23 protein-coding genes and 1 pseudogene are annotated in these 25,727 nt (G+C 40.4%); 10 read left to right on the forward strand and 14 right to left on the reverse strand.

Annotated elements, in window-relative coordinates; all coding sequences use genetic code 11:
* Both ACO1QW_RS16595 and ACO1QW_RS16600 read right to left on the reverse strand, forming a co-directional pair.
* Positions 1-705: DUF6089 family protein (locus tag ACO1QW_RS16595; protein ID WP_486260459.1), on the reverse strand; the 705-nt coding region annotated here is incomplete at its 3' end.
* A 320-nt stretch (positions 706-1,025) separates the two neighbouring features.
* Positions 1,026-1,196 (reverse strand): helix-hairpin-helix domain-containing protein, encoded by a 171-nt coding sequence (locus ACO1QW_RS16600; protein WP_486260461.1) that lies wholly within the window; start codon positions 1,194-1,196, stop codon positions 1,026-1,028.
* A 92-nt stretch (positions 1,197-1,288) separates the two neighbouring features.
* Here ACO1QW_RS16600 and serC point away from each other — a divergent pair, with 92 nt between their 5' ends.
* From serC to pdxH, 8 genes are all read left to right on the forward strand, one after another.
* Entirely contained in the window at positions 1,289-2,359 is a 1,071-nt protein-coding gene (serC, locus tag ACO1QW_RS16605; RefSeq protein WP_486260463.1) for a 3-phosphoserine/phosphohydroxythreonine transaminase, read from the forward strand.
* Between the two features lie 75 nt (positions 2,360-2,434).
* Positions 2,435-3,676 carry a DUF1015 domain-containing protein gene (locus ACO1QW_RS16610; RefSeq protein ID WP_486260464.1) on the forward strand — a complete coding sequence of 414 codons (1,242 nt, stop codon included), beginning with the start codon at positions 2,435-2,437 and terminating at the stop codon, positions 3,674-3,676.
* A gap of 106 nt (positions 3,677-3,782) precedes the next feature.
* Positions 3,783-4,805 (forward strand): tetratricopeptide repeat protein, encoded by a 1,023-nt coding sequence (locus ACO1QW_RS16615; RefSeq protein ID WP_486260466.1) that lies wholly within the window; start codon positions 3,783-3,785, stop codon positions 4,803-4,805.
* A 122-nt stretch (positions 4,806-4,927) separates the two neighbouring features.
* Complete coding sequence (locus ACO1QW_RS16620; protein ID WP_486260468.1) at positions 4,928-6,718, forward strand: AMP-dependent synthetase/ligase; 1,791 nt, start codon at positions 4,928-4,930, stop codon at positions 6,716-6,718.
* Positions 6,719-6,758: 40 nt separating this feature from the next.
* Entirely contained in the window at positions 6,759-7,142 is a 384-nt protein-coding gene (locus ACO1QW_RS16625; protein WP_486260469.1) for a hypothetical protein, read from the forward strand.
* Positions 7,143-7,264: 122 nt separating this feature from the next.
* Positions 7,265-7,981, forward strand: coding sequence for a UMP kinase (pyrH, locus tag ACO1QW_RS16630; RefSeq protein WP_486260471.1), 717 nt, complete (start codon positions 7,265-7,267; stop codon positions 7,979-7,981).
* A 122-nt stretch (positions 7,982-8,103) separates the two neighbouring features.
* Entirely contained in the window at positions 8,104-9,120 is a 1,017-nt protein-coding gene (locus ACO1QW_RS16635) for a hypothetical protein (RefSeq protein WP_486260473.1), read from the forward strand.
* A 60-nt stretch (positions 9,121-9,180) separates the two neighbouring features.
* Entirely contained in the window at positions 9,181-9,822 is a 642-nt protein-coding gene (gene pdxH, locus ACO1QW_RS16640) for a pyridoxamine 5'-phosphate oxidase (RefSeq protein WP_486260474.1), read from the forward strand.
* A gap of 113 nt (positions 9,823-9,935) precedes the next feature.
* Here pdxH and ACO1QW_RS16645 read toward each other — a convergent pair whose 3' ends face one another.
* The 5 genes from ACO1QW_RS16645 to ACO1QW_RS16665 all read right to left on the reverse strand — a co-directional run bounded on the left by ACO1QW_RS16645 (position 9,936) and on the right by ACO1QW_RS16665 (position 12,857).
* Positions 9,936-10,052, reverse strand: coding sequence for a 30S ribosomal protein THX (locus ACO1QW_RS16645; protein ID WP_486260476.1), 117 nt, complete (start codon positions 10,050-10,052; stop codon positions 9,936-9,938).
* 106 nt (positions 10,053-10,158) lie between these two features.
* Positions 10,159-10,428 carry an HU family DNA-binding protein gene (locus ACO1QW_RS16650; protein ID WP_340435179.1) on the reverse strand — a complete coding sequence of 90 codons (270 nt, stop codon included), beginning with the start codon at positions 10,426-10,428 and terminating at the stop codon, positions 10,159-10,161.
* A 273-nt stretch (positions 10,429-10,701) separates the two neighbouring features.
* Complete coding sequence (locus tag ACO1QW_RS16655) at positions 10,702-11,007, reverse strand: DUF4286 family protein (RefSeq protein ID WP_486260478.1); 306 nt, start codon at positions 11,005-11,007, stop codon at positions 10,702-10,704.
* 1 nt (position 11,008) lies between these two features.
* On the reverse strand, positions 11,009-11,779 hold the full coding sequence (locus ACO1QW_RS16660) for an exodeoxyribonuclease III (protein WP_486260480.1): 771 nt from the start codon (positions 11,777-11,779) through the stop codon (positions 11,009-11,011).
* 106 nt (positions 11,780-11,885) lie between these two features.
* Complete coding sequence (locus tag ACO1QW_RS16665) at positions 11,886-12,857, reverse strand: c-type cytochrome (RefSeq protein ID WP_486260482.1); 972 nt, start codon at positions 12,855-12,857, stop codon at positions 11,886-11,888.
* 142 nt (positions 12,858-12,999) lie between these two features.
* Between ACO1QW_RS16665 and ACO1QW_RS16670 the strand changes: the two genes are divergently transcribed.
* Positions 13,000-13,503 (forward strand): RDD family protein, encoded by a 504-nt coding sequence (locus ACO1QW_RS16670; protein ID WP_486260483.1) that lies wholly within the window; start codon positions 13,000-13,002, stop codon positions 13,501-13,503.
* Positions 13,504-13,506: 3 nt separating this feature from the next.
* On the opposite strand, the gene ACO1QW_RS16675 is transcribed toward ACO1QW_RS16670, so the two are convergent.
* The 5 genes and pseudogenes from ACO1QW_RS16675 to ACO1QW_RS16695 all read right to left on the reverse strand — a co-directional run bounded on the left by ACO1QW_RS16675 (position 13,507) and on the right by ACO1QW_RS16695 (position 20,720).
* Complete coding sequence (locus ACO1QW_RS16675) at positions 13,507-15,717, reverse strand: TonB-dependent receptor (protein ID WP_486260485.1); 2,211 nt, start codon at positions 15,715-15,717, stop codon at positions 13,507-13,509.
* A 16-nt stretch (positions 15,718-15,733) separates the two neighbouring features.
* Positions 15,734-17,035, reverse strand: a complete 1,302-nt coding sequence (locus tag ACO1QW_RS16680; protein WP_486260487.1) for a tetratricopeptide repeat protein — start codon at positions 17,033-17,035, stop codon at positions 15,734-15,736.
* A gap of 84 nt (positions 17,036-17,119) precedes the next feature.
* Positions 17,120-18,337 (reverse strand): annotated as a pseudogene (locus ACO1QW_RS16685) (DUF4331 family protein).
* Positions 18,338-18,584: 247 nt separating this feature from the next.
* Positions 18,585-19,163, reverse strand: coding sequence for a fasciclin domain-containing protein (locus tag ACO1QW_RS16690; RefSeq protein WP_486260489.1), 579 nt, complete (start codon positions 19,161-19,163; stop codon positions 18,585-18,587).
* Positions 19,164-19,361: 198 nt separating this feature from the next.
* Positions 19,362-20,720 (reverse strand): vanadium-dependent haloperoxidase, encoded by a 1,359-nt coding sequence (locus ACO1QW_RS16695; protein WP_486260491.1) that lies wholly within the window; start codon positions 20,718-20,720, stop codon positions 19,362-19,364.
* Between the two features lie 338 nt (positions 20,721-21,058).
* Between ACO1QW_RS16695 and ACO1QW_RS16700 the strand changes: the two genes are divergently transcribed.
* Entirely contained in the window at positions 21,059-21,826 is a 768-nt protein-coding gene (locus ACO1QW_RS16700; RefSeq protein ID WP_486260493.1) for a LuxR C-terminal-related transcriptional regulator, read from the forward strand.
* Positions 21,827-21,872: 46 nt separating this feature from the next.
* On the opposite strand, the gene metH is transcribed toward ACO1QW_RS16700, so the two are convergent.
* The gene (gene metH, locus ACO1QW_RS16705; protein ID WP_486260495.1) at positions 21,873-24,632 is read right to left on the reverse strand and encodes a methionine synthase; all 2,760 of its coding nucleotides are present in this window, start codon (positions 24,630-24,632) and stop codon (positions 21,873-21,875) included.
* A 3-nt stretch (positions 24,633-24,635) separates the two neighbouring features.
* Complete coding sequence (locus tag ACO1QW_RS16710) at positions 24,636-25,631, reverse strand: homocysteine S-methyltransferase family protein (RefSeq protein ID WP_486260496.1); 996 nt, start codon at positions 25,629-25,631, stop codon at positions 24,636-24,638.
* Between the last annotated feature and the right edge of the window lie 96 nt (positions 25,632-25,727).

Raw genomic sequence — 25,727 nt, forward strand, 5'->3', positions numbered from 1 at the left:
GCCACGTAAACTACCGCCGGCTGGATAAGTACCATTGCCACGGTAGGCCATATCAACTGCTGTTTGTCCTCTTGCAGCTAATAAGGTTGCCTGGTCAACATACTTTGAACTTACATCATCAATATAATCAGTGAATGTTTTTCGATAGCCAAGTTCTAACCCAACACGTAGGTCCTCCGTTAACAAATATTCAGCGCCAATGCCAAATGGAATCGAAAATTGTGTTGACTTGTACACTTTCTTCCCGGGTAGAAAACCTTGTCCTTCTGTACTCAAAGGTTGCAGAAAAACTTTAGCGCCGGTGTTATCCGCAGTAAATGGTTTAATACGATACAATGCACCACCTGCAAAAACATAAGGTGTCCACCATTTATAATTCAGGTTAAAAATATTGTATTGAGCACCCAGTTCCCATTCAAACAACTTTGTTTCAAAACTCAGGTTGCGACTTTGGTGTGCTGTGCTTTTGCTTTTTGCATCGGCAGCACGCAACTTACCCAAACTTAAATGCGTACGTGCAAGTAAATGTTCAGTAAGATCATAACGGGCACCAATACTGCCTACAAATTTTGATTGATTGAACGTAAAGCGCTTTTGTTGAAGATCGCCCTGGTAATTAGCTAAACCGCCACGAAAGGATAAATGAAAATCCTGAGCAGATAAAAACAAAGGTGCAAGGCAAAAAACAAAGAGTAGTTTTTTCATGTGTTGGTTTTGTGGTTTTCATGTGTTGGTTTTGTGGTTTTCATTTGTCACATAGTATATCCTTAAAAAATTATCATCGCCTTTGGCATAAAATAGCTCAATAATTTTTATGGATATTTCATCATTCAGTTATTGGATCTTATGCAAATATAATCCGCTTGCTAAAACGTGAAAATAGAGGAGAAAGTATGTGCTGCGGTCATTTCAGTGATAGGCCTTCTTTCTTCAATATGGATTCGAGTCTTGGGATGCCCGAAGGGCCGAAGCCGTGAAGCTGCAGTAATTCCTTTTCACTCCATTTGCTGAGTTGCTCCAGGTTTTTAATGCCGGCGTTTTGCAATGCCCTTCGGGCCGGGTGCACTAAGTATTGCCAAAAATTCTTCTTCAGGCTGTTCTCCTGCTGCACAAATGGGGCAAACCGGGCAGTCGCTGCTTTTATAATATTGATGACCTTTGTTACAAATACGAAGTGTTTTTTTCGAAGTTGGCATTGTTGATCGGTTTCATGCTAAAGATAAAAATGAGGAACTGAACGGGCAACCCTAACGGCTGTTCCTTTCAAATCGATTAAATTCGCAGCCTTATGATGCATAATTTCAACGCAGGTCCTTCTGTTTTGCCCAAAGAAGTGTTTCAGCAAGCAAGTGAAGCTATTCTCAATTTTAGTAACAGTGGCTTATCAATTCTTGAGATCGGTCACCGCACGCCTTTGTTTGAAGATGTGATGAATGAAGCCCGTTCGTTGGTAAAAGAATTAATGCAATTAGATGATGATCATGAAGTGCTTTTCTTGCATGGTGGCGCCACTACGCAGTTTATGCAGGTGCCAATGAATTTGCTGAACGAACAGGAAGCAGCTGCTTATACCGAAACAGGCACATGGGCCGGTAAAGCCATTAAGGAGGCAAAGCTGTTTGGACATGTAGAAATTGTGGGTTCATCAAAAGATACTAACTACACAACTATGCCGCATGACGTGGCTGTGCCTGCAACAGCGGCTTATTTACATATTACTACCAATGAAACGATTGCTGGTACGCAATGGCACCAGATGCCTTACAACTGTGGGGTGCCCATTGTAGCTGATATGAGTAGTGATATCCTGAGTCGCACACTCGACTTCAACAAATTCGATCTCATCTATGCCGGTGCACAAAAAAATATGGGTGCAGCCGGTGTAAACCTCGTGATTGTTAACAAAAACATTCTTGGCAAGGTTAACCGCAGCATACCAACTATTCTTGATTACCGCAATCACATTAAAGAAGGCAGTATGCTTAACACGCCACCTGTGTTTGCTGTATATGTGGCAATGCTTACACTTCGTTGGTTAAAAGAACAAGGCGGTGTAGCAGCAATCGAGGCCATCAATGATAAAAAGGCGGAGGTTTTGTACAAAGCATTGGAGGCAATTCCATTCATCAACCTGCCTGTAGCGAAAGAAGACAGAAGTAAAATGAATGTGGTGTTTACAATGGATGATCCGGAAAAAGAAAAAGTATTCATGCAGTTGTGTAAAGAAAATGGCATGTATGGTGTGAAGGGTCACCGCAGTGTGGGAGGTTTCCGCATAAGTCTTTACAATGCACTTAGCATGAGCAGTGTTGAAGCAATGTTGAGTTTGTTGAATGAATTTGCTAAGAAGAACGGGTAAGTGCAGGTGGCGGATTTATCCGTTAACCACATAAAAAATCCTTTTCTTTGCAGCCGGTTAGTAAGTATAAAATTTATGGCAATAATAGTTCCGTTCAAGGCGCTGCGTCCGCAGGCCCAGTTCGCTAAGCAGGTGGCAGCACGTCCTTACGATGTGCTCAACAGTAAAGAGGCAAAGGAAGAAGCGCAAGGCAATCCTTATTCGTTTTTACATATCACCAAACCAGAGATCGATCTTCCTGAAGAAACAGATCATTATGCTCCGGAAGTATATCTTAAAGCAAAAGATAATCTTGCTGCTTTTATGCAACGTGATGTATTGTTTCGTGAAAGCAAGCCCTGCTATTATATTTATCGTTTGATCATGAATGGCCGCAGCCAGACAGGTTTGGTTTGTGGCAGTGCTGTGGCTGATTACGAAAATGATATTATCAAGAAACACGAATTCACCCGGCCTGAAAAAGAGAACGATCGCATCAATCATATCAAGATCAGCGGTGCACAAACCGGTAATGTATTCTTAGCGTATCGTGATGTACAGGAATTAAATGAGCTGATCGAAAAGTGGAAAGCAGATAAAAGTCCTATTTACGATTTTGCAGCTGATGATGAAATTCAACATACCATCTGGGTAGTGAATGATGATGCAGCTATTAAAACAATCAGCAGCATTTTTGATAAGCAGGTTCCCCAAACTTATATTGCCGACGGTCATCACCGTGCAGCATCAGCAGCGAAAGTGCGTGCTGCGTTGTGGGATGCAGCGACAGAAGAAAGCGATTACTTTTTAACGACACTGTTTCCTGCAAGTGAATTGCAGATTCTCGATTATAACCGTGTGGTGAAAGACCTGAACGGTTTGTCGGTAGAAGAACTCATCGAAAAGATCAAAGCAGATTTCGATGTAAAGGAAGCAGGCACTGAACCTGTAAAGCCAGGCGAACTGCATACATTCGGCATGTATCTCGATGGCAAGTGGTACCAACTCACAGCAAAGGAAGGAACGTATAAAACAGATCCCATCGGTGTGCTGGATGTAACCATTCTTTCCGACAATATTTTGGATAAACATCTTGGTATTCAAGACCAACGTACCGACAAGCGTATCGATTTTGTTGGTGGTATCCGTGGCTTGGGTGAATTACAAAAACGTGTGGACAGTGGTGAAATGAAAGTTGCTTTCAGTTTGTATCCTGTTACCATGGATCAGTTGTTTGATATTGCTGATAGTGGTAATGTGATGCCGCCAAAAAGCACCTGGTTTGAGCCGAAATTGAGAGATGGCTTACTCACGCATCTCATCTACAACGAATCATAATAAAAACCGAATATCAGGGAGGCGATTCAAAGAATCGCCTCTTTTGATTTATTTTTGAAACTGGTATGTTATTTGGCAACCAGGTATGGTAAATATAAATGAACACATGAAGAAACTTCTGAACACACTTTGTTTCGTATTGATCAGTTTTGCATCTTTTGCCCAGGATCCCGATGCTTCACAGTTACATGAAACAGCTAAACAATTTATGCGTGGCGGCGATTGGAATAATGCCATCCTGGTTTTGAATAAAGCTTTGCAAAAAGATCCGCAAAGTATTTCCATTCAGAAAGATATTGCACTTACCTATTATTATCAGCGTGACTTTGCAAAAGCAAGAGAAGCGGTGAAACCATTGGTTGAACGTGAAGATGCTGATGTGCCTACCTATCAAATTGCAGGTAACATTTACAAAGCATTAGCTGAACGTAAGGATGCGGAAAAAATGTACAAGAAGGCGTTGAAGAAATATCCTAACAGCGGTGCTTTGTATGCTGAGTATGGGGAGTTGTTGTGGATGATGAATGAAAACTTCACCAGCATTGAGCAATGGGAGTTGGGTATTAAAACCGATCCTGGTTATGCAGGCAACTATTATTTTGCTTCACGTTATTATTATTTCACTACGGATAAAGTATGGGCTTTGGTATATGGTGAAATTTTTGTGAACATGGAAAGCTATACCAGTCGCACTGCTGAAGTAAAAAATCTTTTGCTCGATAGTTATAAGAAATTTTTTGTGATCGATCCAAAAGCAAAAGCAACCAAGCCCGAAAAAGAAAGTGATTTTACAAAAGCGTTCACCACAGTCATGAACCAGAACAGTAGTGTAATCAACAACGGCATTACCACTGAAACATTAACGATGTTGCGTACACGTTTTTTACTTGACTGGAATAAAGATTATGCAGCGAAATTTCCTTTCCGTTTGTTTGATCATCAAAAACAATTATTGCAGGAAGGTATGTTTGAAGCTTATAACCAATGGATATTTGAAGCAGCCGGCGATCTTGCTAAATACGAAAGCTGGACCAAACTCAACACAGAACAATACAATGAGTTTACCCGTTTTCAGAAATCAAAACTCTTTAAAGTGCCGATGGGGCAATATTATAAAAGCATAAATTAATTCAAAAGATCCTCCGCTCACCGGGGGATTTTTTATAGCAGCATTGCTTAAATCTGCTTAACTTACTTCAACCAAAAACAGGTATTCCCTGTTACTATTTCGTACACTTAATTGCATGCTATATGAATCCTACACGATTATTCGATTGTATTGATGTACAATTAGCAAGATTTCCGCAGGAAGCTATGTTTGCTGCCAAAGAACACGGGAGCATCTGGCATAAATACAGTACAGCTGAAGTAAAAGACATCGTTGACAGACTTGCAGCAGGTTTACTTCATCTTGGTGTATCAGGGAATGATATGAGTGTTGAAAAGCGGGATAAGATTGCTATCGTTAGTAACAATCGCCCTGAGTGGATGATGCTTGATCTTGCTGTGCAAAAAACAGGAGCTGTGCTGGTGCCTATCTATCCAACTTTAGCTGCAAATGAATTAGAGTTTGTGTTGAATGATGCTGAAGTGAAACTTGTTTTTGTAAGCGACAAAGAACATTTTGAAAAAGTACAACGTGTTCGTGATCGAGTGCCCAGCCTCAAAGCAGTATTCACGTTTGATTATATTCAACCTTCGTTGCATTGGAAGGAAATCATGAGTAAAGCAGATGAAGAAGGGCTTAAAAAATTGGCCATTTCTGCAAGCAGCATCAGGTATGAAGATCTTGCTACCATCATTTATACTTCGGGAACTACAGGCACACCAAAAGGTGTAATGCTGAGTCATAAAAACATTCTGAGCAATGTTGTCTCCAGCACAGAAGTGTTTGCAGATTTTTGTTCACCTGGCGACAAGGCATTGAGTTTTCTTCCACTCAATCATATTTTCGAACGCATGGTTACATACATCTACCTGTTCAATGGTGTATCCGTTTGGTATGCGGAAAATCTTGAAATGATCGGTAGCAACTTAAAAGAAGTACAGCCATCCGTATTTACAACCGTGCCAAGATTATTGGAGAAAGTATATGAACGCATCATAGGTCGTGGACATGAATTGACGGGACTGAAGAAAAAATTATTTTTCTGGGCCGTTGATGTGGGAAGTAAATACGAGGCAGGAACCAATCATGGTTTTGCTTATAACACCCAGCTGGCGCTTGCCAATAAACTCATTTTTAGTAAATGGCGTGAAGGATTGGGTGGAAAAATAAAAGCCATTGTAACAGGTGCGGCTGCCTGCCAGGTGCGTTTGCTGCGTGTGTTTACTGCAGGTAAAATCAATATCATGGAAGGTTATGGTTTAACTGAAACATCACCAGTAATTGCAGTGAATCGTTTCAGTGAATCGGGAAGAAGATTTGGAACGGTGGGGCCCGTGATAAAAGGTGTTGATGTAAAGATTGAAGAAGATGGCGAAATTGTTTGCAAAGGTGATAATGTAATGATGGGTTATTACAAACGTCCTGATCTTACAGCAGAAGTAATTGATAAGGATGGTTATTTCCACACGGGTGATATTGGTGTAATGCAGGAGGGGAAATTTTTGAAGATTACCGACCGTAAGAAGGAGATCTTTAAAACAAGTGGTGGTAAGTATGTGGCGCCGCAGCCTATTGAAAATAAAATGAAAGAAAGCAAGTTTATTGAGCAGATGATGGTGGTTGGTCCGGAGCGAAAATTTGCAGGCGCACTTATTGTTCCTTCGTTTGAAAATTTAAAGCTGTGGGCTTCTCAGAATAATGTTAGCTACGGAACAGTGCATGATCTTATCCGCAACCCGGCCGTGCTTGAAATGTTTAAGCATATTGTAGAGGAATTCAATAAGAACTTCAATCATGTGGAGCAAATCAAAAAGTTTGAACTCTGTGCCAATGAATGGACGGTTGATGGTGGTGAGTTAACGCCAACATTGAAATTGAAGAGGAAGGTTATTATGGAGAAGTATAGAGATGCAATTGAGAGGATTTATTTGTAAATGCTCGAAGTAATGAAGTTTTATGGCAAACAATTGCATTATGTACCTGGGTATTTTAGTAGTTACGGTGTTAAGTGCAATTGGTTTTACATCTTGTGACGAGAGGAGTGATGACAAATTGAGAAGTGACGGAATTATTGGGAAAGCAAAAATCACAGATTGTTATAGCAGATCGAAAGGGGCCGGTGTTAATGTCGATTATACTTTCGTAGTGGCGGGTAAAACTTATAAAGGCAGGCAAAGTTATATTGAACTAGAGCACTTTGTTTGCAGAGAACTCTATTATCAGGAAGTTTCTATTATCTATGTAAAGGAGAACCCTGATGTTAATAAATTGATGATTAGCAAAAATGACTTCGAAAGACTAAAATACCCTTATCCCGACTCTTTAAAATGGACCGAACGTTATTACCCTAAATGGTAAATGGTGAAACTTGCGATACAGTACAAGTGTGCGACGCAACCCAAGTTTTATAGCAGCACAATCGCCCGCCCCAAATCAGCATTCCTTTTTTCCTGTAAAACCAAATCTTTTATCTTCGCAGCATGCTTCCAAAATACAAACGCATTCTCCTCAAACTTTCCGGCGAGTCATTAATGGGCGATAAAAATTTCGGGATGGATTCAACCGTCATTTCGCAATATGCCCAAAGCATTAAAAGCATTACCTCGTTGGGTGTGCAGGTGGCTATTGTAATTGGCGGCGGCAACATTTACCGTGGAATGAACGAGGCGGAGACAGGTATTGAGCGTGCGCATGGCGATTATATGGGTATGCTTGCAACGGTTATCAACGGTATGGCGTTACAAGCTGGTTTGGAAAAAGCTGGTGTGTACACCCGATTGCAAAGCGCTATTAAAATGGAACAGATCGCAGAACCATATATCCGCCGACGTGCAATTCGTCACCTGGAGAAGGGTCGTGTAGTGATCTTTGGTGCCGGCACAGGTAATCCTTATTTCACAACCGATACCGCCGGTTCGCTCCGTGCCATTGAAATTAATGCGGATGTTATTTTGAAAGGCACCAGGGTGGACGGCATTTACACAGCCGATCCTGAAAAAGATCCTACAGCAACTAAATACGAAAGTGTCACTTTCCAGGAATGTCTCAGCAATAATTTGCGTGTAATGGATATGACTGCTTTCACGCTCTGCATGGAAAACAATCTTCCCATCATTGTGTTCGACATGAACAAGCCCGACAACCTGAAGCGTGTTGTTACCGGCGAAAAAGTGGGCACCATTGTAAACAAAGGCTAACTGTTTTCACAATCGTAACAGGTTTGGGGATAAAATTATCCAAAGGGCAGTAGTGTGCTGCTGTTATTGCTGTTAACTTTCCTGTGCAATAGAATTTCCTGCTGTACCTAAAACAACCACGCATGTCTTTCACATTACTAGCAATCAATATTTCAGTTTTTGAAATTGTGATGTTCCAGATTGGAGCATTGGTGCTGGGTTTTGTGATCCATTATTTCTGGAACATGCGGCATGGTAGCCAATTCGACAACGACATTGATGTAGAGAAATTTGAGAAAGAAGCGCACGACTGGCGCATGAAGTATTACAATGTGCTGGAGCAACAAAAAGAATCGGGCGAGCACTTAAGCAAAGATCTAATACAGGCAAGAGAAAATGAACAACTCCTGGTTGATGAGATTGAAGAATTAAAGGAGTTGATCAAGGAATTAAAACAACGTCCTCAACAAGTGATCGTTGAATCTGCAGCACCAGTTACAGTAGTAGAAGTAAGCCCATCAGAATATCTTGCTCAGTTAAAATCAGCCCAGGATCATTTACTGCAACACAATCAAAATATTTCTAAACTGCTGAACCAGGTTGATCTGTTGGAAAAAGTAGAACAAAAGCACCAGGAATCATTACAACAGAATCAATACCTCACTGAGCAATTACAATTGTTGCGTCGTTCATTAACGGAGAAAGAAGGTGAGCTGAATAATATTCGTCAGCAAACAGTGCTTACGCAGGAAATGAAAAATCGTTTGGAAACAGCTTACGATGAATTCAACGAAATACAGTCAAAACTGATGAAGGTGGAGCAACAACTTGCTTCTCCCCAAACACATTCCTTGCATAATGATGAGCTGGAAGAAGCCAATCATATGTTATCGGTTGAGTTAAATGATATGCGTACAAAGCAGCGTGAACTGGTGGAAGAGAATTCAAGGCTTTCGCAACATGTGATTGAAATGGAAAGCAAGTTAAAAGAATCGAACCTGCAGCGCCAGCAATTAAGCAAACGCAACGATTTCCTTGAAGAGTTGAATAAGGATCTGCAGCAGGTATCGGATCATAACAAAAAACTGGAATCGCAACTTTCCCGTCTTTCAGAAATTGAAGCGATGCTGGCAAGAATTTCTGCCGGACAAAATCAGTAAATCAGCGGTTGGTAATTTTTCCTTCCTTAGATTTGGCGCTTCACTAAAGCAGCCGTAGTTATGTCTTCTATTGCAGATATCCGTCGTGATTATTCCTTAAAAACATTAAGTGAAACAGAAATAACTACTGATCCTTTTCAGCAGTTTGCTGATTGGTGGCAACAGGCCATTGACTCAAAAATTGATGAAGTAAATGCCATGACCTTGGCAACTGCTTCACTGGAAGGTGTGCCTTCTGCACGAATTGTATTACTAAAAGGCTATGATAAAAACGGTTTTGTGTTTTATACCAATTATGAAAGTGCAAAAGGCCAGGAGTTAGCAGAGAACCCGAGAGCAAGTTTATTATTTTTCTGGAAAGAATTAGAACGCCAGGTACGCATAACTGGTTTAGTCGAGAAAGTAAGTGCGGTGGAAAATGATGAGTATTTTTTATCCCGTCCAACAGGATCACAAATTGGAGCATGGGCTTCGCCGCAAAGTCATGTAATTGAAAACCGTGATTGGCTGGAAAATAAAGTGAAAGAACTGGAAACAAAATTCAGCAATGAGCAATTGACAAGGCCGGATCATTGGGGTGGTTACCGGGTAAAGCCTGTGATCATTGAATTCTGGCAGGGAAGAAGCAGTCGGTTACACGATCGTATTCAGTACACACTACAGGAAAATAGTAGCTGGAAGATAGAACGTTTAGCACCTTAGGTAAAGTACGAAGTCCGAAGTTGGAAGTACGAAGTAAGAAAGAGTAGGACATAAAAAAGCAGGTAATTACCTACGTAACAACCTGCTTCAGGAATTTCGTATTCAGCAGAAACTTATTTTGTTTCAGCTTTCTTCGCAGCTTTTTTTACAACAACTTTCGCAGGACGGCTTTTGCCGAAAGAACCTTTGAAACGTTTGCCTTTTGCTGTTTTTTTATCACCTCTGCCCATAGTAATTTATTTGAATTGTAAAAGTAACGATGATGGAGCAATACTGCTCTTTAAAAATAAAAAAGCAAGAAACGACAGTTTCTTGCTTTTTCAATAAGGTCAAGCATTAGAGTTTTGCAGCCAGTTCTTTACCAGCTTTAAACTTCGCAACTTTTTTCGCTTTGATTTTGATGGTAGCACCTGTTTGTGGGTTACGGCCAGTACGTGCAGCACGCTTAGTAACAGAGAAAGTACCGAAACCTACCAATGTTACTTTACCGCCACCTTTCAATGTTTTGGTAACAGCTTCCACGAAAGAATCCAATACAGCATTTGCCTGTGTCTTTGAAATTTCTGCATCTTCGGAAAGTTTTGCAACTAATTCAGCTTTGTTCATAGTGAGAATTTTTTAAGTGGAGCAAATATAGAAGCTTTTGCATTCCAACAAAATTTTTTTAGCTGTTTGGAAACATGTAAGAAATCGCTCAAAACCGCACGGGACAAGGATTTTACAGCATCAACAAAAAATCTAACAGCTGTATGTAAATAAATGCATATGGCTGAAACCCTTGTCTGTCAACTGTTTCAGCTATGTGTAAGCTGTAAGCCTTGCCAGCAAAGGATTTCGGCGTGTGGATAAAGAAAGTTTCCAGATTGATCTTTTGCACGATTATTTCACAACTTCCATAATGCTGCGGAATGCAATGGTGCGGTTACCCCATTTATCAAATACTTTTTGACGAAGTGTTGCAGCATGTTTATTTACATATTCTTCCTGCAGTTGTTTTGTTTCAGCAAAGTATTGTGCGGTGTAGGTTGGTCCGTCTTCTTCTTCAATCTCGAGAAGTTTTAATAATTGTGCATCCGTGAAGCAACCTGTGGCAACAACTTCAGGAATATGTTCTTCCAGCATCCATTTCACCCATGCATCGTGGATATCCCAGGTTATTTTTGATGTTACGTTATAAACGATCATGTTATTTCAATTTTAATTCAAGATAAACAGGACAATGATCGCTGTGTTTTACATCAGGATAAATTTCAGCATCTTTTAAATTAACCTTCAATGGTTCTGTTACTGAAATGTAATCAATACGCCAACCTTTGTTTTGCAAACGTACACTGGGAAAACGCTGGCTCCACCAACTGTAACGATGGGGCTCAGGGTGAAATTCACGGAATGTATCAACCCAGCCGTTTTCAAAAAACTTTGTCATCCATTCACGTTCCGCAGGTAAGAAACCACTTGAATTTTTATTGCCTTTTGGGTCGTGAATATCTATCTCCTTATGTGCAATATTGTAATCGCCGCAAAGAATTAGTTTAGGATGTTTCTTTTTTAATTCGTTCAACCATTTGTAATATTCATCGAGCCATTGGTATTTAAATTCCTGGCGAACATCACCGCTGGTACCGCTGGGGAAATAAGTATTGATCAGACGAATATCTCCAAAGTCAAGTTGAATAACACGACCCTCATCATCGCTGGGCCCATGCCCATGACCATAGGTTACTTCATCAGGTTTTATTTTACTAAAGACAGCTACGCCACTATATCCTTTTTTTTGTGCACTGAACCAGTAGTCCTGATAACCGAGGTCGGTAAATAATTTCAAGTCAACATTTTCTTTTGTTGCTTTTGTTTCCTGCACGCAAATGATATCTGCAGGATCAGTTTTCAGCCAATCAATGAAACCTTTTTTGATGGCAGCACGAATGCCATTTACATTATAAGAAATGATACGCATGACTAATTTTTTGCTTCGACGAATGTATGAAAGGCGCTGTAAACAAACCGTAAAAAGAACAGCATTCCAAAAGGAATGCTGGTTTCAGGAATCGAATAGAAAACAACTATGCTTTTCTTTTGTAAAACGTTTGTTCTATTTTTTTATCAACCGGTGTTACTGTTTGAAGGAATTTATAAATGGCTTTTATTTCCATTTCACTCATGCGACTGAAAGGACCCCACGCCATTGGACTATGCTTATTGAGTTTTCCCTGGCGTAAACGGTTACGGAACATTTCTTCACTCCACCCATAAATACGTCCAGTTGTTTTGTGGGGGGTAAGATTCGGACTTTGACATTCATAATTTTCGGGATCAATGATTGACTCCATTTTAAAACCTCCAGCAAATGGTTCTCCAACAAAAGCACCTGTCATCAGATCCCGATCAGTATGGCAACCATTGCAATTAGCCACACTCATGGCCATGTAACGGCCGTATTCAACTGTTGAATCGGCTTTCACTTCTTTGGGTGGAGTGCCTGTTGGGCCAACAGGTTTTAGCACAAAAGCTTTAATGATCATTCCCAATGGATTCATTTTATTAGCTGTCACCTTATTGCTTACTGGTTTTATAGTGCGTATATAAGAAATAACTGCGGTAAGATCTGCATCACTCATATCATGAAAAGGCATGAAGTCGAATAAAGCTCGTCCATCGTGGCCAACACCATAGCGTAAGGAGCGGGCAATAGCTTCGTCGGAAATATTGCCGATGCCTGTTTCTTTATCAGGTGTAATGTTTCTAGGATAAATATGACCAATAGGAATTGCAAAATCTCTTCCACCGGGTAAATCAACTTCTGCTCCGCTGTTCACTATGTCTTCTGTTCCTGGTTTTGCATGACAATCGGCGCAATGCGCTGGCCCATAAACCAAATATTTCCCCCGGGCAAGTACTGCACTGTCAGTTGAAGCTTTAATTGCAGGATAAGGAGCATCGAATTTTTTATTTTGATTCAGTAAAACAATAACTGTAACTCCCAGGATGATGAATAAAAGAATGATTCCAGTCCATTTAAGGATTTTCTTAAGCATGATGGTAGTTTTGGGTGATGATTGATAATTCGGTATAGCCCAAAAGGTAGAAACAATTTTAAAAAATTGCAAGCGTGTTATAAAAAAGTATTGTTGGTTGCATGAGCCCTTTAAAAAAGTTATTATTGTAGAAAGGAAGAGCATGGAAAACGACGCTACAAATAATGTTTTGGAAAGTGCGGCGGAGCAATCAATTCTTGCGGATATCCCGGCCTTCAACTATAATTATGCAAGTTCAACCCAGCGTTTTTTTAATTGGTTGATCGATAATTTAGTGATGCGTTTTGCTGTAAGCTATTTAACAGGTGCCGGTATTGGTGTTCTGTTGCAGTTGATATCTCCCGAAATAATAGTTGAATTGTCATCGGGGCAACGTGGTTTTATTTTCTGGTCAGTGAGTTATCTTGTTGGCATTTGCAACTACCTCTTTTATTATACTCTTTGTGAAAAATTATTCAGAGGTTACACGTTGGGCAAATTTATTACCGGCACCAGGGCCATACGTGAAGATGATGAAGAACTCACATTTAAGGATGCATTATTGCGTTCGCTATGCCGTATCGTTCCATTAGAAGTATTTAGTGCGTTGGCAGGTTTTCCCTGGCACGACAGGTGGACAAAAACAAAAGTGGTGAAGACGAGATGAGAATTAAAAATGAAAGGCTAGTTTCATTTTTATAAAGAAAGGATTGCCGGGTGTGTAGTGTAATTCAGTAACAGGATTCGTTTCATTTCTCAGTCTCGATTCAGTGGCGAACTGAGCTTCGTTCCAATTTGTGTTGAATAGATTTTCGACCACCGTTCCAATTTCAAATTTCTTAAAAGCATAACTAATGGAAGCATCAGTAACAAAATATCCTTTTGCAGTAATGCTGTAATCTTCATTGGCAGCACGGTTGCCGAGATAACGATAGCGTATGCTTGCATTCCAGCTTTTGTGTTGATAGCTAACTCCTCCGGTACTCGTAAATGTTGGTGCCAACGGAATATAATTTTCAGTCTTTGCATCTTCAATGCTTCTTGCATGTGCAAAATTTATATTCGCATCGGCTGTTAAATTTTTCAACGGTTGCCAGCGAACTGAAATATCTGCACCATATCTTCTTGTTTTACCGCCGGGTTCAACAATGCCTTCATCACCCACGTACACAAATTCCTGTTCAAGAAATAAATGCCATGCAGCGGCATTAATGAATACACTTTTGAATGGTTTCCAGATAAAGCCAAGGTCAGTGCCATATGATGCCGGCAAAACACGTTGGCCTGTTTGCGGCAACACAACACGTGTATCATTGCTATGAAAACCTTTGCCATTTTTCAGATAGAGTTGCAATGATTTATTAATGGTATAAAATATATTGAGTTTGGGACTGATAATTGTTTTTTGTTGTGAAGCCAGGCCTGGGTTTAGCTTGTCATTATAATCAAAATGAAAATAATCGAATCTGGCGGCTGCATTGATCATCCATTTGCCGGATTCAATTTTCTCATCGGCATATAGCCATGCGTTTGCTTCCTGCACATTACCGAGTGCAATTAACTCAAGCACTTCAGTTTTGTTTTTTGTATGCGACAGTTCTGAATTGTGCGTGACATCAAAACGTATTCCGCTGCCGATGCTGCTCGTAAAAGCAATATTGCCTTTATACTTTTTCGATTGCCAGTTCGATTGCCAGCCGTAAATATCCCTTGCTTCCTGTTGTCTTATCTGGTCTCCGTTTACAGGATCATTTAAAAAGAAAGTAAAGTTGGAGATAAGATTAAAGTGATAACGTGAATAATACAACTGATGTTCCAACAGATCATCGTTGTGTAAGCGTTGCTGCAGTTTTGCACTGATGTTGATTCGACCTGTGTAACCACCTTCTGTATTATCAATAGCGCCAAAGCGGGAAATTGTTCCATCCTGCACCGCTCGTTCAGGAATTTGGCCGGATGCATCCCAGCGGCTATTAAAAGCATTTGACTGCAGAAACAACTTGTTTCGTTCATTCAACTGCACATTGTATTTACCCCATATGTTGAAGCGATTAAACTTTTGCGGACTTTCAAACGGACCGTCCGAATAGATAAATTCAGATGCGATGTATGCACTTTGTTTTTGATCAGTTGCAGGCAATAAATTCAGCATTGCCAAAGCCCGGTAGCTGTTAAAAGATCCCGCTTCTGTTTGTAGGGTATTTTGCGAAAGCTTATCTGCTGTTTGTAATTCAACATAACCTGCTGTGTTGAAATTTCCTTGCTCAGCATAGTAACTTCCTTTTCCGTAATCAATTGTTTTCACCAATTCCGGAATTACAAAATGAAGATCAGCATAACCTTGTCCGTGAGCATGCGACGGCATATTCACCGGCATTCCATCAACGGAAATTTTTACATCCGTTCCATGATCAACATCAAAACCACGCAAGAAAATTTGCTCTGCTTTGCCGCCACCCTGGTGTTGTGCAATAAATAAGCCCGGTGCATAACGAAGAAATTCCTGTGCTGAATTAACAGGACGTTGATTCAGATCGATCTTACTGATGGTTGAGTAAACTTTATTTGCATTGCCGGCAATTACCACTTCTTTCAGGTTAAAAGCAGCACGCACCAACAAAATATTATCAGCGTTTGAAACGAGTACTTTTTTTGCTGCATACCCAATCGCTGATATCAATAAAGTTGTTTCATTATTTTCCAGCACAATGCGAAAACGACCGTCCTTTTCTGCCGTTGCTGTTTTGGTTTTGCTTTGCACCACGGCACCTTCAACGGGTTCCATCGTAATGGCGTCAATAATCCTGCTGCTGTAATTTGGTTGCGCCCTTAAAATAAAAGCGCTGAATGAAAAAATGAAAAGGAATAGAATTGCTTTCATAAAAGTTAGTTGATACTTAGAGCGTTTTAAGGGCCGCTTTAATTTCATTGGTAGTAACCGGGCCCAGCTCAAAACTGCTTTCTAAAGCTTCAGACAAATATTGTTTTGCCAATTTTGAATTACCGCTTTTCTTCAATAATAATCCGATATGATAAAGGGCATCGGGTTCAAATGTTTTGTTGATGATACGGCTCTCAGCAATCTTTACCGCTTCATTTACCTCGCCGTTTTTATACAATGACCATGCATACAATTCATATGATTGGGGCGTAGGACGGTTACCGATCTCTTTCTTCGCAATAGACATAGCGGTTGATTGATTATTCAATTCATCGCTCATGATCGTAAAAAGATATTTGTTGTACATATCGCCATAAGCCGGGTTACTTACTTTATCAACAAATGAAGCGAGGTAGTTATTTTTTGCGTTGGTATTTTTTTCGAAGGCAGCAATTTCGCTAAGCATCAGCTCGTAATCAGGAACAGGGTGTTTTTCCTGCAACCATAACAATATTTTTTTTGCAAATGCGGTGTTCTTATCATGTGAGTAAGCGATCCATGCAATACCTTTCCATGCATGATAGTAATCGGGATGTTCTTTTACAACTTCTGTATATAGTTGGTATGATTCGTTTATGCGGTTGTTGTGGCCATACATGTCGGCCAGGTTGGTTTTCACCCAAGGCAATAATTGATCTTTCTTTGATTCTTTGATATCAACATATGCTTTTTCCATCAAGCCGATACTTGCTTCACTGTTGCCTTTATGGTCTTCAAGTTTTGCGGCACGCAGGTAGTAATCAAAATTATTCTTATGGCGAAATGCAGAGAGTATTGCTTCGGCCTGTTGATAATTGCCCAGCTCAAGTTTTACATCGAACTGTTGTAAACGGGTTAGGTACATATCATCCCCCATGGCAGCAGCTGTATCAAGGTAACGATCGGCCTGGATAAATTTATGCTGCGTAATACAATTAGCAGCAAGCGAACGATAGATGCCCGATGAAAAACGTTTTTGCAATTGGTTAGCTACATGGTATAAACTATCGCTTCTATGCACATCATTAATATCGCCGCTATATTGAAAACGTTGAGTGTATAAAGAGGCCAGTTTTATCTGGCTACTCATATCATCCTTTGTTGTTGTAAGCCGATCACTCCAGAATTTCCTATCCAGTTCAATTGATAACAAACCATTCGCCCCTTTGTTTTGGCTCATGAGTGCCATTATCTTTTCCTGTTCAACAATAGCTTGCTTTTTTTCGGAGCATGCAACGGAAAGCACAATGCCGGAAAGTAATAATAGAAGCTTATGCATAGAAAGTAGTTTATGGTAGTGGTGAAAAAGGCGAAGGCTTTTACCTTCGCCCTTAGTTGGTTCTCTCTTAGTACGATCTATTTATTAATGAGGAGTTGCGAGGTAGGGAAATGAAGTAAGAAATGCTTTATCGTTAGCATCTACGTTGTCACTTGTAAGAGCTGCATTGGCACTGCCATCAGGACCGCCAAATAATAGTAACAGTTCCACATCAATTACATCATCGCCTAATGTACGGCCTGTTAATACATTTGTACCATCAAAAAATGTTGTTTTCTTAGTTGTTGATACATTCAACACATCAGTCACTAATAAACCGATCAGCTGGTCAACATTTTGTCCTAATGCATTTGTTGTGTAGCCGGGATTTAATGCAAGGAAATTTGTTTTGAATTTATTAAAGAAGGCTGCGTTCATGCCCGATGGGATGGTTGCATTGAACATATCCTTATCGGCACTGCCAACAAATACTGTATTGATTGCGGGGCGTGCCATTTGATCCTGTATTTCGTACACCTGTTGTGTTGCAGGCGTGTTTTCTTTCTTACAGGCAACAAAGAAAGTTGCGCCTGCAAGTACTGCGTATAATCCTATTTTGAGTTTCATCTGAGTTTAATTTTTTAGATTAGAAATTTGGTTTTATCAGTTGATTGCTTTTTTCGATTCAGCCCAAACATTTAATGTGCCGCTTCCGCCCAGTTTTGATTTTGGAACTTCAACCACAATGCTCATCACGTTTGTGCCTTTGAATGCATCAACGCCCGGATCATTAAAGCCCGCTGCCATACCACCAACTACTTTTTTGTATTGATTCAGATCGAAGAAGAAGGGATCATCACGTGGACCAGCAAATACTTTTATTCCATTTTCTTCACCCATTATAGCGGCTTGTCCATAAGGAGTTACTTTCGCCTGCACGCTGAATGCACCTGGTGTAATAGTACTTTTTGTTCCTATTGCAGCTGGTTTGTAAGGACCATACACTCTCATGTTTCCATTCATAACAATGGCTTGTATTACGAGGTCTTCAACATTATCACCTGTATTGTCAATATTAAATTCAATAAGCGTTTTCTCATCGAATTTTGCTGCGCCTGTTGCAGACGGGGAAAGCAAACCTTGCGTGTTAGCAACAAATACAAGGTTACTTGCATTCTCGCCTTGAAAAACATAAACGTCGGTGATGTCTGTTGCCTGGTTCGATACTGCAGGTGCGTCGAGGTGATCGGCTGCATAAATAATGCCTCCGGTTACAGCCACTGCTGCTGCAAGAACAGTCAGTAAAACTTTTCTCTTTTTCATTGTTTGATTTTTTTTAGATTAAAAATGTTATTGATTGATGATTGTTTTCACCGAACTCACAGGGGAGGAGTTGTACAGATATGATTCATTTACGTTGAAGTGATAAGAGTTGGATTTTAAACGTTAAAATATTTTCAATTATCATTTGACATTTTAAAGACGAACAACAATCATATTATAACGTAGGCACAAAAAGAAAGCGGATGATAGAAACCATCCGCTTATAACCAAAACCAGGACTACATAATTAGCCTTTCGGCAAAACAACAGCATCAATTACATGGATAACGCCATTGCTTTGATAAACATCTTTGATTGTTACTGAAGCCATTCCGCCTTTTTCATCTTTGATCCAAAGTGTTTTGTCTTTCATCCACAACCATAATTTTCCTCCTTGCACTGTTGTTAATTCAGCTTTACCATTTCCTTCTTTAATAAGTCGTGCAATTTCTTTTGCATCTAATTTTCCTGATACAACATGATAGGTTAGCACGGCCGTTAGCGTTGCTTTATTTTCAGGTTTCAACAATGTTTCAACGGTGCCTGCAGGTAATTTTTCAAAAGCAGCATTGGTGGGGGCGAATACGGTAAACGGGCCAGCACTCATTAATGTTTCAACAAGTCCTGCGGCTTTAACAGCAGCAACCAATGTTGTGTGATCTTTAGAATTAACGGCATTCTCCACAATATTTTTTGATGGATACATCGGCGCACCACCTACTTCTACTGTGTTTTCTTTCATTTTCATTGAAGATGTTTGCGCTGTAACTGTACCTAGAGACAATACTGCAGCCATCGCAAAGGCGAATAGGTTCACTTTTTTCATTGTGTAATGTTTTGAAGTTGCTTGATGATTATGTTCAACAGTTGAACTGTTGGTTCCCTTTTTTGTAACGGGCAACATTAGAGATACGGAACCGGATTATGGTTGGATTAGAAAATTCAAAAAATATTTCATACAAAAAAGCCCCGCACTGCGGGGCTATGCTTTATACAAGCAATTTAACAGGAGAAGAGTGCTTATTTATTCTTTCAGGAATTTTATTTTACTTAAAATGTTCTCTGCAACTTTTTTTCCTTGTGCTATACTTTTTTCACAAGTTGCACGGTAGTGCAAACCTCCATATATTCTGCTGTTGGATATATCGGCACCCATTTCTGTAAATGTGCCATAACTGCGGCTGGGATATCCAAGATAATCGTAGGTATGTAAAGTGATCGGGAATTTTTCACCAAATACATTACTCATCATTGTAAGTGCGCCGCCGGTTATGGTAGCATGACCAGACGGAAACTCCGGATGATTAGGAGTAGGGATATAAGTGTTCCAGGCCGGATCTATATATGCTTTTATATAAGTTACCGGGCGAATGAGATTAAAAACATATTTATTAGTAAGCATAATAACGTTTGCATCATGCATTGCCAGTCCAACTTTGGCATAAGCAACTGCCGCCATATCTAAGCCGAACTGTTTAATCATAAGCGACTGTAAAAATGCAGCTACATAAGTACCGCCTGCTCCATAGCCGGGGTTGTCTTTATAATAGTCGGCCATAGCTTTTTGAGCGGGGGTAAGTGTAAGTGATATATCATAGACCTCCTTCACCATTTTATAAAAATCTGATGAGGGGTCTGTTGAGAATGTTGGTGGCGGAACAAGTGTAGTGCCGTTGGATGAACCAGGCACAATCAATCTGCGCTGATACGCATAAGATCCCACAGGAGCGGTTGGTGCTGTAGGAACCCAAAGTCCCAGGCCTACTGGTGGCACATAAGGCGGATTTACGTTAGCAAAACCATCAACTGCAGCCCATGCAAAAATTCTTGTTGCTACTTCTTTTCCAAATGCAATGGAACGTTGCAATGTGGCATCATTCACTTCAGTTGCATACATGGTATTTAAAGAACTTTCAAGATTATCAATTGCTGTTTTGTTGACAGCAGCTGTAGAAGGGAAAAGCCGACGACTCATTTCAGCCAATGCCGCATTTGCACTTGCAGCCCAATGGTATGCTTTGCCGGGTTCAGTATTGGGCATAGCAGGGAAATCGGTGAGTTGACCTTCGAGCGATTGATATGCAGGCATGCCGTTTACAACTGCTTCATATACTGCAATACCGCTGTAAGCCATTGCCCTGTCCGTGGCCTGAGTTCCGGTACCAGCAGGTAACGGAAACCGAAACATTTCTAACTGCATGTTCAACCATTTATTGATTACGTCCGAAGAAAATGTTTTTGTTTGTTGCAAGTGTCCGTTTACACCTGCTTTCGATGCCAGCGGTGCGGTTGCGTAGGGAGAGTCGGTGCTGATTTCTTTTTTACAGGAAACAAACGAAATGAAAAGCAGTAGAGCAAAAGCCCATTGAAGTTTCTTGTTCATAAGTTTAAGTTTGAGTTGATGAGTAAAAATGTCTTCACCGGGCATGCGGGAGTGTAACAGGCAGAATCCATTTGTCAATTGATCAGGTCTGTATTTGTCTTTATTGGGTAGCGGCCGGGCAAAGAATTAAAACCTGCAAAAAAAACTTCTTGCAGAGCGGTAATACTATAAGTAGTTTTATCATTGGAAAAGCCTATAAATGTAGAGTTGATCTGTACCGAAAAAAATACCTATTTATAGGTAGAACTCCATTTAAGTTAATTCTCTGCAGTTAGTACTCCGCACAGTATGATCAGCAATAATCCGGAACTCATTATACATTTACTTAAAAGTGGGTTATGAAAGAAGAGGCGTTTGATCTTGCATTCAACCGGATTTTTAAATGGCTTGGCAACGAATCAAATCCAAGTCACCTAGAACTTAAACTGGATCTGTATAAAAAGCTTTGGAATTTTTTACTGATCGGCGATTCGTATTATTTTATTATCAATCATCACACTTTGAAATTTGAGTTTGTAAGTAATGAGGTAGAAAATATAATGGGTTACCTGCCATCAGAATTCGACATCCCGTTTATGAACAGCAAACTTCATCCCGATGACCGCTCCTGGTTTTTAGCGATTGGAAGCGGTATCGTTGAATTTTTTTCGCATTTGCCTGTGGACAAATTGATGAAATATAAGGTGCGCTATGATATAAGGTTTAAAAAAAAGAATGGGGAATATGCACGTATACTTTACCAGGGCATTTTGTTGGAGCACGATGAAGCCGGCAGATTCCTGCGAACATTCAGTGTGCATACAGATATAACATATCTTAAGCAGGACGGCAACCCGGTGTTGTCTTTTATAGGGATGGAAGGAGAGCCTTCATATTTTGATGCAGCTGCTAACAACGTTTTTATTGAACAGAAAGATGATTTTACAAAACGTGAAAGACAAGTGCTGAAATTATTGATCGAAGGAAAACCAAGCAAGGAAATTAGTAGTTTACTTAAAATCAGTAAGCAGACGGTTGATACTCACCGTAAGAATATGATTCATAAAAAACACCTGAGCAATACAGGTGAATTGATTGGCAAGGCTATCAGGTGCGGGTGGATATAAAAAACCCTCACTACAAAAGCGAGGGTTGATTCAACTAATTATTTAATTATTCAAGTATCGGTCTCAACCATCTTGTTACTTCATCTAAACTCATTCCTTTACGTTTGGTATAATCATTCAACTGATCCTTTTCAATTTTACCAACACCAAAATACTTCGATTGCGGATGAGCAAAGTACCAGCCACAAACAGATGAGGCAGGATACATCGCCAATGATTCTGTTAAGTGAATGCCGGTTGCATCTTCACCACCAAGCAAACTGAACAATTTATATTTTTCTGTATGGTCAGGACAAGCAGGATAGCCTGGTGCCGGGCGAATACCTAAATATTGTTCTTTGATCAATTCTTCATTATTCAACGTTTCATCTTTTGCATAACCCCAGAACTCTTTTCTTGTGCGTTGATGCAACACTTCAGCAAATGCTTCAGCCAAACGATCGGCTAGTGCCTGTAAAGTGATCTTATTGTAATCGTCATGTGCGGCTTCGAAACGTTTGATATGTTCTTCAATACCGTGAATGGTCACTGAAAACGCACCGATATGATCCTGTGCTTTTGTATCTGCAGGTGCAATAAAATCGGCTAAGGAAATATTTGGTTGCCCTTCTGTTTTCTTGATCTGCTGACGAAGGAATTGAAGATGTATTACTTCATCGGGCCCTGCCTGTTCGTGTAGTACAGCAACAGAATCTTTTCCATCGCTATTTGCAGGCCAGAAACCTACAGTTCCTTTTGCTGTTAACCACTTTTCTGAAATGATCTTATCTAGCAATGCATTGGCATCGTTATACAATTTGGTTGCTTCAACACCTACCACCGCATCAGTTAAAATTGCCGGGAAATTGCCATGCAGTTCCCATGCAATAAAGAAGGGTTTCCAATCAATATACTGCCTGATCTCCGACAAATCATAATCATCAAACTGTTTCGCCCCTGTGAATGTTGGTGTAACCGGAGTAAAATTATCCCAGTCGATTTTTACTTTGTTGTTTTGTGCTTCTGCAAGGGGGAGGAATTGTTTTACAGTTTTCTTGTTATTAAAATCATCACGCAGTTTTTCATACTCTGCCTGCACGCCTTGAAGGAAGGAAGGTTTCTGTTCTGCATTTAATAAGTTGCCGGCAACAGTTACACTGCGGCTTGCATCCAACACATGAATCACACCTTCTTCGTACTGCGGATTAATTTTTACAGCTGTGTGCATGCGTGAAGTAGTTGCCCCACCAATCAACAAAGGTTGCTTCATTCCCCTGCGTTTCATTTCATGTGCTACATGCACCATTTCATCAAGCGAAGGAGTGATTAATCCACTTAAGCCAATGATATCTACATTTTCTTTTTGTGCGGTATCTAAAATTTTATCTGTTGCAACCATTACACCCAAATCAAGCACATCGTAACCATTGCAACCGAGGACAACACCCACAATGTTTTTTCCAATATCATGCACGTCGCCTTTTACCGTTGCCAGTAAAATTTTTGCAGCACCTGCAGTTTCTTCATTCACCGTTCCTGCTGCAAGGTGAGCCTGTTTACGGTTTTCTTTCTCCTGTTCAATATAAGGCGTAAGAATAGCCACGCTTTTTTTCATAACCCTTGCACTCTTCACCACTTGTGGCAAAAACATTTTGCCTGCGCCAAACAAATCACCCACGACATCCATACCTGCCATGAGTGGCCCTTCAATTACTTCAAGCGGCGCACTGTATTTCAATCTTGCTTCTTCGGTATCTGCATCAATATAATCGGTGATGCCATTAACCAACGAATGTTTCAAGCGTTCTTCCACAGAGGCATTTCGCCATGCTTCATCTTTTACAATTTCTTTTCCTTTTGCTTTCACAGTTTCAGCGAAGGCAATGAGTTTTTCTGTTGCTTCGTTGTTATCGTTGTTGCGGTTAAGAATTACATCTTCACAGAGATTGCGGAGGTTGGGTTCAATTTCATCATACACCACCAGCTGACCGGCATTCACAATGCCCATATCCATACCCACTTTGATAGCATAGTAAAGGAATACACTGTGCATTGCCTCACGCACATGTTCGTTACCACGGAAAGAAAAGGAGAGGTTACTAACGCCACCACTTACTTTCGTGAGTGGCATTAATTGTTTGATTTCTTTTGTTGCTTCAATAAAATCAACACCATAGTTATTATGCTCTTCCAAACCAGTTGCAATGGCAAAAATGTTTGGATCGAAAATGATATCCTGCGGAGGGAAACCAACCTGCTCCGTTAATATTTTATATGCACGGTGACAAATATCTACTTTGCGTTGTTTGGTATCAGCCTGTCCTGCTTCATCAAATGCCATAACTACTACCGAAGCGCCATACATACGACAAATGCGTGCCTGCTCAATAAATTTTGCTTCTCCCTCTTTCATAGAAATGGAATTCACAATGCTTTTTCCCTGCACACATTTTAAACCAGCTTCAATGATCTCAAACTTCGATGAATCGATCATCACCGGAATTTTTGCAATATCCGGTTCGCTTTGCATCAGGTTGATGAAAGTGGTCATGGCCTGCACACCATCTAGCAATGCATCATCCATATTTACATCAATGATTTGTGCACCGTTTTCTACCTGCTGCTGTGCAATGCTTAAAGCCTCCTCGTATTTATTTTCCTTAATGAGGCGGGCAAATTTCTTTGAGCCGGTAACGTTTGTTCGTTCACCTACGTTCAGGAAATTAGTCTCCTGTCGAACAATCAATGGTTCTAACCCGGAAAAGCGGCTGTATGGTTTAATGCTGTTCATTTTTTCTTCGTATTTCTTTGTGTCTTCGTGGTTCAACTCTTACAATGCTTCTTCAACTACAGGCAACTCTCTTGGCTGAATATTTTTTACGTGGTCGGCTATATGTTTGATATGATCAGGTGTTGTACCGCAACATCCGCCAACAATATTTACCCAGCCTTCTGCAGCCCACTCTTCTAAATAGTGACCTGTGTCGGAAGGATTTTCATCATACTCACCCATAGCATTTGGTAAACCCGCATTGGGATAAGCCGATACATAACAGGATGCAATTTGTGAAAGCTCTTCAATATGCGGACGCATTTCATGTGCGCCCAGTGCACAGTTCAAACCAACACTTAAAGGGTTTGCATGCATTACTGAAATGTAAAAAGCTTCAAGCGTTTGTCCGCTGAGGGTTCTTCCGCTTGCATCAGTAATTGTTCCGCTGATCATGATGGGCAATTCGGGCTTGTTGGTATCATGAAAATATTTTTTGATAGCGAAGATGGCCGCTTTTGCATTGAGTGTATCGAATATGGTTTCGATCAACAACACATCTACACCGCCATCCACCAATCCTTTGATCTGTTCGTAGTAAGCAGTTACCACTTCGTCAAACGTAACAGCACGATAACCGGGATTATTTACATCGGGTGAAAGTGATAATGTTTTATTGAGTGGCCCAATAGCACCTGCGACAAATGCTTCTTTGCCAGATTGCCTGATGGCTTCTCTTGCACATTGTGCTGACGCAACATTCAGTTCATACGCCAGCGATTGCATATCGTAATCGGCTTGTGCAATAGTGGTGCTGCTGAATGTGTTTGTTTCAATAATATCGGCACCTGCATCTAAATATTGTTTGTGAATGCCTGTAATGATCTGCGGTTGTGTAATGCTCAGCAGATCGTTATTGCCTTTTACATCGCAATGCCAATCTCTGAAACGTTCGCCACGGTAATCTGCTTCCTGCAGTTTATGCCGCTGGATCATGGTGCCCATTGCACCATCAATAATGAGGATCCTTTTTTCGAGTTCTTTTCTGATGTCCATAGTTTATCATTTTAGCTGCCCAAACACAAGTGTTTAATCAAGCAGATGAATAATAGTACCAGGCGTAAAAGTGTGCGACGAAATAGATGATAGCAG

It is taken from the genome of Lacibacter sp. (genome assembly GCF_057361365.1).